The organism is Rhodopirellula sp. MGV (genome assembly GCF_002251265.1).
GTDB lineage: Bacteria > Planctomycetota > Planctomycetia > Pirellulales > Pirellulaceae > Stieleria > Stieleria baltica_A.
This window is the reverse complement of sequence record NZ_NPDI01000012.1, coordinates 12,951-26,195: the sequence shown is the minus strand read 5'-3', so window position 1 is coordinate 26,195 and position 13,245 is coordinate 12,951. Positions and strand designations below refer to the sequence as shown.

General features: G+C 53.8%; 9 protein-coding genes. 1 reads left to right on the top strand and 8 read right to left on the bottom strand.

The genetic code is table 11. The features are described 5' to 3' along the window. Position 1 precedes the first annotated feature (1 nt). From CGZ80_RS04925 to CGZ80_RS04905, 5 genes are read right to left on the bottom strand one after another with little or no spacing between them, the layout of a single operon-like run. Entirely contained in the window at positions 2-811 is an 810-nt protein-coding gene (locus CGZ80_RS04925; protein ID WP_094411967.1) for a glycosyltransferase family 2 protein, read from the bottom strand. Between the two features lie 25 nt (positions 812-836). Next, entirely contained in the window at positions 837-1,940 is a 1,104-nt protein-coding gene (locus tag CGZ80_RS04920; RefSeq protein ID WP_094411965.1) for a glycosyltransferase family 4 protein, read from the bottom strand. A 7-nt stretch (positions 1,941-1,947) separates the two neighbouring features. Next, the gene (locus tag CGZ80_RS04915; RefSeq protein WP_094411963.1) at positions 1,948-3,258 is read right to left on the bottom strand and encodes a glycosyltransferase; all 1,311 of its coding nucleotides are present in this window, start codon (positions 3,256-3,258) and stop codon (positions 1,948-1,950) included. Further along, on the bottom strand, positions 3,212-3,583 hold the full coding sequence (locus tag CGZ80_RS04910; RefSeq protein WP_094411961.1) for a DUF2304 domain-containing protein: 372 nt from the start codon (positions 3,581-3,583) through the stop codon (positions 3,212-3,214). Before CGZ80_RS04910 ends, CGZ80_RS04915 begins: the two co-directional genes overlap by 47 nt. Next, positions 3,580-4,299 carry a glycosyltransferase family 2 protein gene (locus tag CGZ80_RS04905; protein ID WP_094411959.1) on the bottom strand — a complete coding sequence of 240 codons (720 nt, stop codon included), beginning with the start codon at positions 4,297-4,299 and terminating at the stop codon, positions 3,580-3,582. The genes CGZ80_RS04910 and CGZ80_RS04905 overlap by 4 nt, the downstream gene beginning before the upstream one ends. 547 nt (positions 4,300-4,846) lie before the next feature. On the opposite strand from CGZ80_RS04905, the gene CGZ80_RS04895 reads away from it, so the two are divergent. Beyond that, a complete protein-coding gene (locus CGZ80_RS04895; RefSeq protein ID WP_094411955.1) occupies positions 4,847-7,327 on the top strand; it encodes a tetratricopeptide repeat protein in 2,481 nt (826 codons plus the stop codon). On the opposite strand, the gene CGZ80_RS04890 is transcribed toward CGZ80_RS04895, so the two are convergent. The 3 genes from CGZ80_RS04890 to pilM are packed head-to-tail and all read right to left on the bottom strand — an operon-like array spanning position 7,307 to position 13,226. Further along, entirely contained in the window at positions 7,307-9,598 is a 2,292-nt protein-coding gene (locus CGZ80_RS04890; protein WP_094411953.1) for a tetratricopeptide repeat protein, read from the bottom strand. The genes CGZ80_RS04895 and CGZ80_RS04890 overlap by 21 nt on opposite strands. After that, entirely contained in the window at positions 9,595-10,980 is a 1,386-nt protein-coding gene (locus CGZ80_RS04885) for a PQQ-binding-like beta-propeller repeat protein (RefSeq protein ID WP_094411951.1), read from the bottom strand. Before CGZ80_RS04885 ends, CGZ80_RS04890 begins: the two co-directional genes overlap by 4 nt. Before the next feature lie 26 nt (positions 10,981-11,006). Continuing rightward, complete coding sequence (gene pilM / locus CGZ80_RS04880) at positions 11,007-13,226, bottom strand: pilus assembly protein PilM (RefSeq protein WP_094411949.1); 2,220 nt, start codon at positions 13,224-13,226, stop codon at positions 11,007-11,009. Between the last annotated feature and the right edge of the window lie 19 nt (positions 13,227-13,245).

Sequence of the window (13,245 nt, the reverse complement as noted above, 5' to 3'; positions counted from 1 at the left end):
CTCAGCGACGCAGCAGTCGCCAATAGTGGTCGAGTAGCCCAGTTGAATAGGCGACTCGGTAAAGACGAACCATCATTGTGCCACGCACCACTTGCAGGTGTTCGTTCCAGCCGCCGCGATTGGCGTGAAGGAATTGGCGTTTGATTTCAGCGACTTCGCGCATCTGTTTCCCAATCGCTCGTACGCTTTTAGCATCGGCATGCAACGTCAGGTGTGCAAATTCCTGAGGGATGTACTGCCAGCCTTTTGCCGCAAGGAACATGCGAAACCACAGTTCATGATCCATCGCCCAGTGCAGGTCTTGGCGTAATCCGCCAACGCGCTGGTACAGTTCTCGCTTAAAGAACAGTGCGGGTTGTGCACATGGGCTGGTCGGGTGATTGATGAGCGTTCGTCTCGGATTGTCAATCGGAAAACTGGCAAATCGACGTAGTGGGTTACCGTGTTCATCGACATACATCCCATCGCCGTAAACGATATCCAGCTCAGGGGCTGAATCAAACGTCTCGCAGATGGTTCGCAGGACGTCGTGATTGGGGTAGTAGTCGTCGGAATTGATCCAGGCGATGATTTCACCTTTCGCACGGTCGATGCACTGGTTGATCGCATCGGATTGTCCCTTGTCCGGTTTCGAAACTGCGTCAATGCGATCACGATTGCGGTGTAGGATGTCCAGCGTTCCGTCGGTCGACCCGCCATCTTGTACCAAGATTTCGCAGTCGTCGATTTGTTGTCCGAAGCAGCTGTCCAAGCAGCGCTGCAGGAATCCTGCTTGGTTCAATGTTGGAATAATATAAGAAACTTTGACCATCGGTTCGGTTAAGCTGCCACGAGGTTCAGTGAGATTTCGTCGAGCGAAGGATCTTGTTGTAAACGTCCAGCGTTTGGCGGGCGCATGCGTCCCAGCTGTATCTCCTTGCGAAGTCACGATGCGATTGACGGCGATCGCCTTGAATGTATTCCCGTTGGGCGGCAACCATGCATTCGGCAAGGTCTTGAGGTGTCAGTGACGGGGCCGCATGGACATGGTCGCCATAGAGTGAAGTGAGTGCCGGGTGCGAACTGCACACCACACTTCGCCCACAACTGAGTCCCTCCAGAATTGGTAGGCCAAAACTTTCACAAGTCGAGGGCAGGCAAACCACTGCCGTCCGCAGCAAACTTTCGATCAATCCGTCGCCGGGCAACGGAGCCGATAGGTCCACGCGGTCGCCAATGCCCAGTGCGATGGCTAGGTCGCGGTAGTGTTGGTGTTTCTCTTGAGGAATTCCGACAAGCCGCAGTCGCGTGCCTTCACTCAATCGATCTGTCGCGATCGAAAAACTTTTTAGAAGTAGCTCGACCGATTTGTGGGGATAAGGGAAACCAACCCAGAGCAAATCTTTGGCATGCGGGGAATCGTCGACGTTCGAAAACCGTTCATGCCCGCCCAATGGTACGACATGCGTGCGATCACTTGGGCAAGACAGTTTCTCACGCATGACAGTGCTATCGTATTCCGAGACGCCAATGGCATGAAATCCACGGCGGACAATCGATTTTTGATTCATCGAGTAGTAGTGTCGGATTGCCTTTCCTGTGCTTTCAGGGGCTTGAAAACGCAACGTTTCGTGAATCGTAACGACGGCCGGGCCTGAGACGCCGATCGATGCCGTCGACCCCAAAAAGTGAATTAGATCGAAACGGTGCTTTCGAAGAAGCATTGCAAGTCGGGTGTGCTCCCAAACAACCCGTCGCCAAACGCTCTTAACGGGGATTGGCAAGTTAAGCGTCTCAGCCCGAACATCGGCAAGTTCGGCGTTATGGCCTTCAGCCAAGACGATCGTGAATTCATGATTGGTGCCCATGTTTGGCAATCGGCGGACAATTGCACGAGCGTACGTTTCGGCTCCACCGATACGTGCGGGGTGAATCAAAGGTGCGACGATTGCGATTCGCATGGCGTCTTCAGTTGCTCGCTGTCAGTTGGTTGATGCGTTCGCGATAGAGTGCCATATGCCGTTTGGCACATTGATCCATCGTGAAATGACGCATCACGAATTCGCGAGTGTTTGATGCCATTCGTTGCCGGAGCTTCGCGTCTTCCAGCAAGGACTGCAATGCGTTTCTCAGGGATGGGGCAGTGATTTCATTGGCAAGCAATCCGGTTTCACCATCGACCACCATGTCTGTCATTCCGCCTTGCCGGAATCCGACGACGGGAGTTCCGCAGGCAAGGCTTTCGAGAACGGTATTGGGCAAGTTGTCTTGCCGCGAAGGAATTACGAAGAGGTCAGCCGCTGCGTAGGATTCCGCCATCCGGGATTCATCAGTGATGTAACCCAGCGGGATGCAACGAACTTGTGGGCCAAGCTCGGGCAATTGGTTTGAGCCTTCGTTTGAGCCGGCAACCAACAACGCGATAGGGCTCCTTGTCGCAAGCGTCCCGAGCGCCTCACGCAACAGATCAAATCCTTTGCGATAGTTTCCAACATTGTCGGAAACAAACAGAACCGCAATTTCGTCATCTTTTAGGCCGAGTCGTTTTCGCGTCTGGATACGTCCATCGGGCCGAAATGTGTCGGTGTCGATACCGTAGGGAATCACCCTTGTTTCGAATCGCGAAAGCAATTTGCTGCGTTCGGCATTCTGTTGCATCCAACGTGACGGTGCGACGATGATTAGGCGTCGAGTGTCGAGGCTTGCGAAGATAGATTGCTTGGCGACGAAGTTTTGATTGGCGAGGTCACGTTCGTTTCTTGAGTGTAGCTCTGGGCAACTGCCACATTCAGATTCGAAGCGTTGGCATCCGCCGTTGTAGTGACAACCGCCAGTCATCAAATTCATATCGTGCAGTGTCCACACGATTGGTAGGTTCTCAGGCAGCGTCTTTACCAGCGACGCCAGATCAACCATTGAGGTTGTCCAGTGCAAGTGCAAGACATCCGCGGGCTGATAGAAGCGTTTGAGATGCTTTACAGGGCCACGACTGGTGGAGAAAAGATCGCAGTTTCGCCCCAGCTTGTAACGAAAGGTGGGGGCACGCAGCAACAGGCTCTTCGCGGCAAGTGCTTTCGCGCTGATCCAATTGCCCCGATCACAAACGCTTTCGACACCGGCGGCATGGCTGCGGTTGAAGCGTGTGAGTAGCCGGGACTGGCAGCCAGCGGAACGCAGACATTGGTGCAACCGAAAGGCTGCTTTTGCGGCACCACCGGTCACATCGTGAGTGCTAACCAGCGTGACCTGCATCCGATCTCGAAGCGTCGCGAGGTTCATGGTATGGCGTTTTCTGTGCTAACGCACGAACCAATTGGGTGATCTGTTGTCGCTGCTTTTCAATCGAGTGCAGCAGGTAAAAACAAACGGTCGGAAAGCTGACGGCGAGCATGTAGAGCAGGAAATCGGCGCCACGGCCGATACTCAGCTTTACCGCGATGGTTTGCAGGATATTTGGATAGAGTACCAGCACCAGTGCGGTCGCCCAAACGCTGCCGCGTAGCAAGCCGATTGAGCGTCGGCTTTGGTGCCGGATTTGCAGGATGAGTTCGATCGCCAGCGCCGCGGACAGGAGACCGCCGAAAAGCCACTGAAAAGGAATCATCGCAGCACCTTGGAAAGAAAGATCCGAAAGAGGATTCGAAATGCTGCCGAGTTACGCTGCCCTTTGGCGAGTGTGCCGTCAGTGTATCGAATGGTAACGGGGATTTCTTGCCAATTGAGTTTCGAGACGGCAAGTCGATCGAGGAACTCACTTGCATGCGCCATGCCGTCTTCGCTCATCCGCAACATCGACGCGGCTTTCGATGTCATCGCGCGAAAACCGTTGTGGGTGTCGGTGAGTGGGAGTCCGCTCGTCAGCCGTGTAAGCCAAACAGCGGCTTTCAGCAGAAGACGTCGGGTAAGCGGTACGTTTTCGGCTCGCCCCAAAAAGCGGCTGCCCAAGGTGACGTCGCAAGTACGATTGACGATTGGGGCGATCATGCGTTTCAAGTCAGCCGCGGCATGTTGCCCATCCGCATCGAACGTCAAAATGATTTTTGCACCGCTGGCGACCGCAAAGTCGATACCTGTTTGAAGTGCGGCGCCTTGTCCCCGATTGACGATGTGTTGCAACACCCAAACGTTGGTACGCGCCGCCAGATCAGCGGTCTCGTCTGCAGATCCGTCATCGACGACCACGATATGCTTGACGCCGCAGTGACGCAGGTCTTCGATCACAGCACCAATTCGGCCTGATTCGTTGTAGGCAGGGATCACAACAAACAGCGACGCAAACGCATCGAGCGAGGGCTCTGCCGACGCAACTTGCGTGTTCACGCCGCTTTCAGGCAGCGATGAATGACAAGTTGTGGTTGTCGAACTTGATCTTGCATCGATTAACAGGTTCACTGAACCGCACAACAAAATGAAAGCTGGGATTGGCCGGATCGAGGACGCTTTGATAACGCGTTTTAAAGGTCACTAAACCCTGGTTCGAATCGGTGGCGTTGACGCGATGTCATCCGGTAAAGTGTGAGCCTTAAACCTACGCTTGAAGGGCCAGCCAGGATGACCTCGGTACCCTCTCTTCATCAAGTCCCCGGCAGCGGGAGGCGACGATGCAGCGAGAGGCGTCCCGATCGTATAAATCGAGCGTGGTGACGCTCGCGTCGTCGTTATTTGCCGTGTTTGACGCAGATTTGTATGCACCGAATGCTGCCGCGTGAGCGATCGTGATCCCGACTCGATGCTTAAAAGTTAACGCAAACTTCAACAGCATTTCGGCAACAAAATGGCCTGTTCAGTAGTACCAATTTTCGCTGTGAATAAAGAAGTGCTCGAGACGCCACTTTAGAACTCCCGACTACCAGCTAATCAACGACGGATGAAGACCCAAAAACGAGACGTGAAGACGTCAATTTTGCTTGCCGGGATGGGGCTCATCTTGTTGGTCGGAGCAGCCCACAGTTCTGGACTTGGAGGTGCCTTTGTATTCGATGATAAGTCTCAGATCGTTGAGAATTCGTCACTCAATGGCCTGCCATCGTTGTCACAGCTTGCACAGCCACGAGCGGTCACCTACCTGACGTTACGCATCAATCGTTGGATCGGTGGCACCGATCCAATTGGTTACCACATTTTCAATTTGTTGATTCATGTCCTTTCCACCGTGGTGCTATGGGCGGTCCTGTTTGAAGTCCTTTCACGATTGCAGTCGGCGTTCGCAAAGTCATCTGAGGACGGTGTTCGTGGATCACCGGTCGATGACTGTGGGAACACGTTGTGGACTTCGTATGCCATTGCGTTGATTTGGGGGCTTCACCCGATCACAACACAGGCGGTTGCCTATTCGATTCAGCGGGCTGAGTCACTTTGGAGTCTGTTTTTCTTGGCGGGATGGTGGCTGTATCTAAAAGCCGACGAGCGGCGAGTCTGGATGGCCGCATCAATCCTGTTCTTCTGGTTGGCGATCGGGTCAAAAGAACCTGCGGTTGTGGCGTTGGTCGCGCTGCCGATTTTGGATCATCTGATCAGCCCGCTTACCTTGCGTGAATGGTTGCGTCAGCGATGGCGTTACTTTGCGATCTTGGTTGCGCCCGTCGTGATCGGTGGCGTCTTTGTTGTTGGGCCGTTGCTTTGGGTTGCCGATGATTCGGCAAGTTCCGGGTTTGCGATCGAGCATCTGACACCACTTCAGTATTGGTTGACTCAGTCAGAAGCGACGCTGTTGTATGTGCGGTTGATCTTCTTTCCTGTCGGGCAGAACTTTGACTACCTTTGGCCACCAGAGGCCAATCCGGTTGTCATTTTGGTTGCCAACGCGATTGTTTTGGGAGCCTTAGGAGTGAGCTTGACCGCCTGGTGGCGAAAACGGTGGTGGAGCGTTTTTCCTCTTGTGTTTTTCTTGTGCATCGCGACTACGGCAATCGTGCCACTGTTAGACATTGTGGTGGAGCACCGCGTTTATCTTGCCAGTGCTTGGTTAATTGCATGGGCAGTTTTAGCGATCTGCCGATTCTTTCAAATCGGTATCAAGCAGTTACGGATTCCCGTGTCGATCGTGGCGGTTCTGCTTGGCGTTTTAACTTATCAACGGTCCGCGATTTACACGTCGCCTGAGTCGCTTTGGCAGGACGTCGCAGCCAAAGCACCATGGAACTACCGAGCGTTGTTTAATTTGGGTGGGCATTCATTGGAAGACGAAGATCCCGAGCAAGCGTTGGAGTACTTTAAGAGAGCTCTCGACGCAGAGGGCTTGGTTTGGCAGCCAGACTACGAAAAGGCGAATGTTCTTTCCGGCTATGCCGGTGCCTTGTCGGCGACGGGGCAGTGGGAAGCTGCCGTCGAATCCGCCGAGCAGGCGATCGCCCTCACTCCCGGAGGCAGCGAGCACCTCATCCGTTTGGCCGATGTCCATCTAGAGCATGGTCATTGGGGCGAAGCAGAAAACGCTCTTAAAATGGCGATCCAAAATCGTCCAACGCGCTCTCAGCTGTACTTGCACTTGACCACGGTGCTTGCTGCTCAGAAACGTTTCGGCGAAGCATCGCAATGGATGGAAACGGCGTTTGAACGTATCCAGCCACCGAATGAGGCGATGCGTCTCCGTCAAGCACAATTGGCATGGATGGAGGGACGGGCTACCGAGGCGAAAAAAACGTTCGATTCGATGCGGCAGATTGATGCGGTGAAAGAATCGCTACGACAGCTCAGTCGTTGGTTGATGGAGGCATCCCGGGTCGATGAAAGTCGGGAGATTCTCGCAACGATCGGCGAGTCTCTTGACAACAATTTCGATGTGATCGTTCAGCAATACAAACTCGCAATCGAAAGGGGAAACCTGCCAGAAGCTTCGGCCATCATTCAGCGGCAGTTGGATTTATCAGAAGGTGAGCAACAGCAATACTGGAGCGTGGAGGCCGCGTTGTTGGTGGCACGGCAAGGTGAATTACAAAAAGGGTTGGCAGGCTTAATGAAGCTGTCCCAAGCAGGGATTGCGGACCAGCATTTGTTTGCCGCGATTGGCGATGTCAATCGTTGGATCGGCAACACGGAAACTGCGATCGACTATTACCAAAAAGCTCTCAAGCAAGGGACTCCGAGTAGCGCAACGCTGAATAACTTGGGAGCTTTGATATCAGCAACCGATCCATCAGAAGCAGAACGCCTGCTGCGCCGCGCGATTGAAATTGATCGATCCAATTTCAATGCATGGCATAGCTTAGGAAATGCTCTCGTACGCCAGGGGCGGAATGATGAAGCTCGTCAATGTTACCAAAACGCTTTGGCAGTCCGTCCAGGGTTTCAGCCTTCAGAAACGATGTTAAAGCAGTTGTCAAAGGTCTCAGTTCGCTCGGGAGACTAAGGCGTCAAGTAACTGTTGAGCAGGCAAAAAATCCGGCGACGAACCGATGATGCGGCGAAGGCGTTCGATCGCGGCGTCATGATTTCCGAGTCTTGCGTCGATTGCCGCAACATTGAAGTCAGCCCTCAAATAATCCGGGTTCAGTAACAGGGCGCGTTGAAAGTACCGCTTGGCTTCGAGAGGTTGGTCCGGCGCGGCCAGTCCGCCAAGATTCACGAGCGCTTCGATGTTTTTCGGATCGATTTCTGTCTCGGCACGAAAATGGACTAGGGCGCGCTGTGTGTCGCCGGTTTGTAAGAAATGATTGCCGAGTAGAAAGTTTGCCTGTTTCGTCGGAGGTGTCTGTTCGGTAGCGTGTTGCCAATATATGACGGCGTCTTTCAAGTTGCCCTCTGCCGCATGAATGCTGCCCAACAGCACGTTCACACGCCCATCATCTGGATGCATCTGAATGAACTCCGACGCGATCGCCTTGGCGTCTTGGAACTTTCCTTGTCGGGCGAGTATCGCGATGAGGCTATGGTAGGGCGCCGGTTCGGAAGGGCGAAGCAAGATTGCTTTTCGGAAATTGGTTTCAGCAAGCTCGAGTTTGTTGAGCGCGAGTTGTGCTTTGCCTAGGTTGTACAAAACAACTTCATCACGAGGCGATTGTTCGTGGGCCGATGCGAACATCGTTTCTGCGGTTTCATAGTCACCACGCCGTGTCGCTAACAGGCCTGCCTGTTGCCGAATTCGAGCGTCTTTCGGATTCGCTTCGACTGCTTTGGCGATGTGTTCGGCTGCTTGATCGAGTTGATTGAGTTCAAGATAGGCGCGAGCCAAGTTGCCGTGGACCTGTTTGGGATAGGCTTTTAATGAAACCGCTTGGCTGAGCGCTTCGATGGACTCTGCCCAGTTTTCGTCTTCCGCATGAGCTTCACCTAGATTGGTATAGGCTCGCGCTAGATAAAGATTTTTATGGCCGCGTCCCGCCGTCTTCTCGATGACATCCTGCCACATCGTGACGCGAGAAGTGTAGATCGCATTTCGGTTGAGGGTGAGGAGCGAGAACACGAGTGCCACGCCACAACTCATCCCGATCGCTAAACGTTTTGCGTTGTCGTCCGAGGCATTCTCGGCCCAGTGGAATAAGCTGGAAAGGATTGCCGCAAGAAGTAAGCCGCATGAAAGGTAAACGCGATGTTCGACCGCTAAATCTTGAAGCGGAATGATGCTGGTTGGCAAGAACAACAAGATTGCTGCCAAGACACAAAAGCCTCGAACCGGTCGGCGTCGAAGGTCGGCAATCGCAATGCCGATGATTCCTGCCATCGCGGCGAAACCCAAGGCGATCTTTCCGAGTTGGGTTTCGGGGGGCCAGCCATAGTCAAACACAAGTGGATCCGGCCATAGGACAAGACGCAAATAGTGCAGAATGACTAGCGGTTGCGTCGCGATGTACTGCCACGGTGAAATGGAATCCATCGTAAAGCCAACGCTGCGGTTCGTTTCGAAAACGCTGGGCCCCCTGATGACCGCGGCAATACAGATCAACCCGATGCAAGTTCCCCAGACCAATCCGCGTCTTGTGAGCGTTTGCTTCCAAGAATCGGACAAGAAACAGCGGTCGTAGATCAACCCAATTGGGATCGCCATCACCATCACTTCTTTACTCGCCATCCCGGCTACGAAGGCAAAGATCGTAATCGTGTGCCAAAGGCGTTTTCGTTTTGTAACCGCAGATTGGTCGAGCGCGATCAAGAATGTCAGCATCGCCATAGCCATCAGAATCTCGGCACGCTGGACGAGATAGCTAACGGCCTGGGTGCATAACGGATGGACACCCCAGATCAAAGCGGTGCAGAATGCGGCCCATCCGGCAGACCGATTCGAGAGCAATGTGTGACGGAACAGCCGCAGCAAAAATACAAACAGCAGTGCGACGCTTGTGAGATGAATCGCATGATTCACCAAGTGGAACCCTCGTGGAGACAGGCCGGTCATTTGGTAATTGACCGCGAATGATCCCATCGTTAAGCCACGGATGCTGGTCCATAGCGATAGGTCGGTCACTCCGGTTTGAATCCGATTGTTGGAAACGATACTAGGGAAATCGTCCAGCAGAAAGCATCCATCAAGTGAAGGGAGATAAACGATTCCGGTCACGATCACCAGCGTCAGGAACGCAACGATGTTGCGACGAGAAAGGATTCGCGTCGTCTCGGTTGTCGGAGTGGGATTCGAGTCGGCGTGGGCCGTATCGATCGGAACCTTTGCTAGGTCTTCGGTCATGGGATGATTTCGAAACAAACAAGTCGATGCTCGTTTTTGACGTATATGAATCGATCAAAGACGGCGGGAGAGGTGTAGAGCGGGGAATCTAGGACGGGAGTGTCTGTCACGACCGTTTTGGTCGGTCCGTCGGCACCCAGTTTGATAGTCGCCAAGTGACCGTTTTCGCCGGTCAGCAATAAAGTTGAATTAAAACGCAATCCCTGGCCACGGCCCAAGTCACAGTCGCTTTCCCAGCGAAGGTCGCCGCTGCGTATATCGATGCACCGCAACCGCGAGCCGCCTTGACGCTTTGCGGTAAAGCCGATCACGTCGTTTCCGTGGGTGATCAACGTGTTGAACTGTGAATCTAAAACGCGGCGGTCTTTCCAGTTCACGGAATAACTCCGGTCAGCGTTGACGCGTACGCATAGGGCGCCAGGACCGGGGCCAGTGATGGCAAGGACCAAGTCGTCCACAACGGTCGGTGAGACACTGTTGTAGGACAAGTCCGAGTGCGGATGATGTTCAAGTTCCCAATCGACAATTCCAGACAACGGATCGAGCGAGACGAGTCCGCGATTGGTCATCACAAACACGAACGGTTGGCCATGAATGTTGGCAGCGATCGGCGAGCAATAGCCGGCCGAATGATCGGTCGCCGTCCAAATCGTTTCGCCAGTTGCACAGTCGAGCGCGACGATCCCAGCCTGTTTGATTTCGGCGCCGAGGTTGTAGATCAGCATTTGGTCAACGATCAGCGGGCAGGCCCCAACGGCGAAATCGAGATCGTCGAGCGAGTATTCTGCACCGAGGTCACGTTGCCAACAAAGTTTGCCATCGGTCAATCCGAGGCAGAATACTTGATGCTGACCGCCGACCACATAAACGTAGTTGCCATCGATGACGGGGCTTCCGGATGGACCACTGCTGTAATCGAATTGGCAACGAAAAGTGGTCGCGTAACGATATTCCCAGCGTATCTGCCCGGACAGGGCGTCATAGCAGGTCAGCACTTCGGAGTCTTCGACTCGGTGCAATTGGATCACGTTTCCTTGGCTGGTTACCGGTGATCCATACCCTGTTCCAACGTTCGCTTCCCAGAAGATTCGTGGACCATGCACTTCAAGTTGTGGATCGCCAAGCGACCAATCAATCGTCGCCCGGCGATTAGCACCATACCGCTGCGGCCAATCAGGAACCGCGGTGGACGGGGGTGAGCTGTCAACGTCCGTGTGAATTGCGTCGCTCGGATCGACGTTTTCGGCGGCAGCGAGCGGCAGTTCCGGCGACCGATCGTTCCTGTCGGTTTGTCGTGCGGTGAGCACGATGGTCAGACCTGCGACGATGCCAAGCAGGCCGACCCAGGACACAATTCCTAACAGCGAGCGCAGATGGTTCATCGTGTTGGCTTCGCGTGTGGGTGTGGCTAACCGTCAATCGATGCTTGATCAGACAGGATTGTCTTGACCCAGCCGTGCATCTTGCAACCGCCACCGCAGCACCACGTTTGTACGATCTCGAATGGTGCTGACGTTTTTTTCGCGTCAGTCACAATCTTGTCCAAACGAGATCGAAGTTCATCGAGTCGTTGTTCGACGGGGGCCATTACATGGTGTGGTCGATCGATACTCGCGACGTCACGCTTAAGTTGTTCTGCTTCGGCATGTGTCTGCTGGCTGGAACGTGCGATCATCCGCGTGAACTCACCGCCTCCTGATTCGATTGTCCAGAACCAGTACGCGCGTTTGGAAACGAAGCAGACCGTCGTTGTTTCTGCGCCGCTATCAACGATGGCAACACCGGGGATCTTTTGTTCGCTTCGATCATCTGGATCGAGTGGGCGTTGCTCGTCCTCGTTTTCTTTGTCGTTGCCACCTAGCAGGTCTCGGAATTCCAGTGCGGCAAAATTGACGAGAGCAATTGGAGCGGCTTGAATTCCGCTGACTGGAAGGCCTGCTTCCTCGAGCGTCGCGACGAATGGTTCGAGGTGTGACTTCTTGGCGGCGGCGACAAATGATGGACGGCCGAAACCGTGGTCTTCGTCTTCGCTTGGCAGTTCACAAAGCCATTTCACCAAAACGACTTCATCGAGTTCGACCGGGATGCGATCTTTGATTTCACGCTCGAACAGAGCTTTGGCTTGTTTGTCGGCAACGGGCGGAAGTTGCACAAAACGTGTGACCAGTTCGCGGCCTCGTAAACTGACCCAAACGGGAACTTCCGAGAGGTCTCGGTCGGCACTGAACTCCGCGATAGCCTCTTTCAGCCATTCCTGATTCAAATCTCGGTCTTTCAGTTGTGCGCCAACATCGCTGAACCGTTTTACGAAACAGTCAGTGATCGAGAATGTGCCGTCCTCTTCGTTTCGTTGCAGACACACTGCATGGATTGCACTTGATCCAATGTCGAAACCCCAGCACGAGGACAATTTCTTTCGTCGTAGCCGCCCGAGTAGACTTTGTTTCGGCTGATGAAACTGGTCCTTGATCGGGACTTCATCGAGCCCTTGTAATGCTAGGCCGAATGCGACATTGAACTCCGCAGATCCGCGTTGAATTTCGACAGGGTCGAAACCGCGGATTAGTGACGGAAACGCGAGGACATTTAGGTTTCCGCCAATCCAACTGTGGGCTTTGGGGCCGCGTGTCGCGAACATCGCCCGTGGGTCTTCTCGATCAGCTTTAATGCGTTTGGCAATGATCGATAACGCTTCTTTCGCCTTGGTGTCGGCCGGGGCGAGTTCGTTCCATCGTTTCGCAAGTCGTCCGAGTGAGGGCGTCGCAAACGGTTCGCCGGTGAACTGGTTGGAGACCCAGACTAACTTTTCGACACGGTCGAGCAGTTCCGAATAGGGTTCGTCTTTGGCGATTCCCGGAACACTGTGCAATAAATCGATAGCCGCTCGATAGCGATTTTGCTCCAGCCGACGTGTCGCTTTTTGTTGCAGTTTGTCGCCGATTTGCTTCGCCAAGCGTTGGTACTTTTCGTTTGCCGGTTGTTGGTCAAGAAGGACATCGAGGTGTTGACCAGCGGTTGCGTAATCGCGAGCTTCGATTGCTTTACGCAATTCGTTCGTCGATGTTTCCGACTGGCGAATGACCAAGCGTGAGTTGTCGAGGATCCGACGTGCGTCGTCATTTAGCAGGCGTTCCGGAACGGGTTCAAGAAGGGCGATCACGCGTTTGTAATCTTCTTGTTCGAAAGCCTCTTGTGCCGATGAAATCGCGTTGGTCGCATTGCTCGTCAGTTGGCTGGCGATCTGTTCGATTTTGTCGAGTGCGACTTGGGCGTTTCGGGCGATATCGATGTAACGATAGTCAGATTTTTTGTTGATCACGGCAGACAACAAGGATCTCGCCGTTTCGTAATCGGCACGCTTCGTCGCCGCGACGGCGTCGGAAAGTTTTTGCTCGAGCTGTTGGCGTTGCTTTTCGATCGATGCGCGAAGGTCTTCACCACAGTTGCCGCAGAATGCCTGCGTCAGCAAGACCGGGCGGTCGCATCCCTTGCATTTTTCATAAAGAGAATGCCCGCAACCGGCACAGAATTGGCTCGCCGCGGTGTTCGCGGCGCTGCACTTTCCGCAGGTCACGGAGCCGGATGTGGCAGCAATTTGTGGTTGAACTTGGATGTTGTCAGTCGACATAAATCATAAACCGAATGTT

Bases quoted from the DNA above. Each gene is read 5' to 3' on its own strand.
- CGZ80_RS04895 (WP_094411955.1), top strand. From the start codon at position 4,847: ATGAAGACCCAAAAACGAGACGTGAAGACGTCAATTTTGCTTGCCGGG.
- CGZ80_RS04925 (WP_094411967.1), bottom strand. From the start codon at position 811: ATGGTCAAAGTTTCTTATATTATTCCAACATTGAACCAAGCAGGATTC.
- CGZ80_RS04885 (WP_094411951.1), bottom strand. From the start codon at position 10,980: ATGAACCATCTGCGCTCGCTGTTAGGAATTGTGTCCTGGGTCGGCCTG.
- CGZ80_RS04915 (WP_094411963.1), bottom strand. From the start codon at position 3,258: ATGAACCTCGCGACGCTTCGAGATCGGATGCAGGTCACGCTGGTTAGC.
- CGZ80_RS04890 (WP_094411953.1), bottom strand. From the start codon at position 9,598: ATGACCGAAGACCTAGCAAAGGTTCCGATCGATACGGCCCACGCCGAC.
- CGZ80_RS04910 (WP_094411961.1), bottom strand. From the start codon at position 3,583: ATGATTCCTTTTCAGTGGCTTTTCGGCGGTCTCCTGTCCGCGGCGCTG.
- CGZ80_RS04920 (WP_094411965.1), bottom strand. From the start codon at position 1,940: ATGCGAATCGCAATCGTCGCACCTTTGATTCACCCCGCACGTATCGGT.
- pilM (WP_094411949.1), bottom strand. From the start codon at position 13,226: ATGTCGACTGACAACATCCAAGTTCAACCACAAATTGCTGCCACATCC.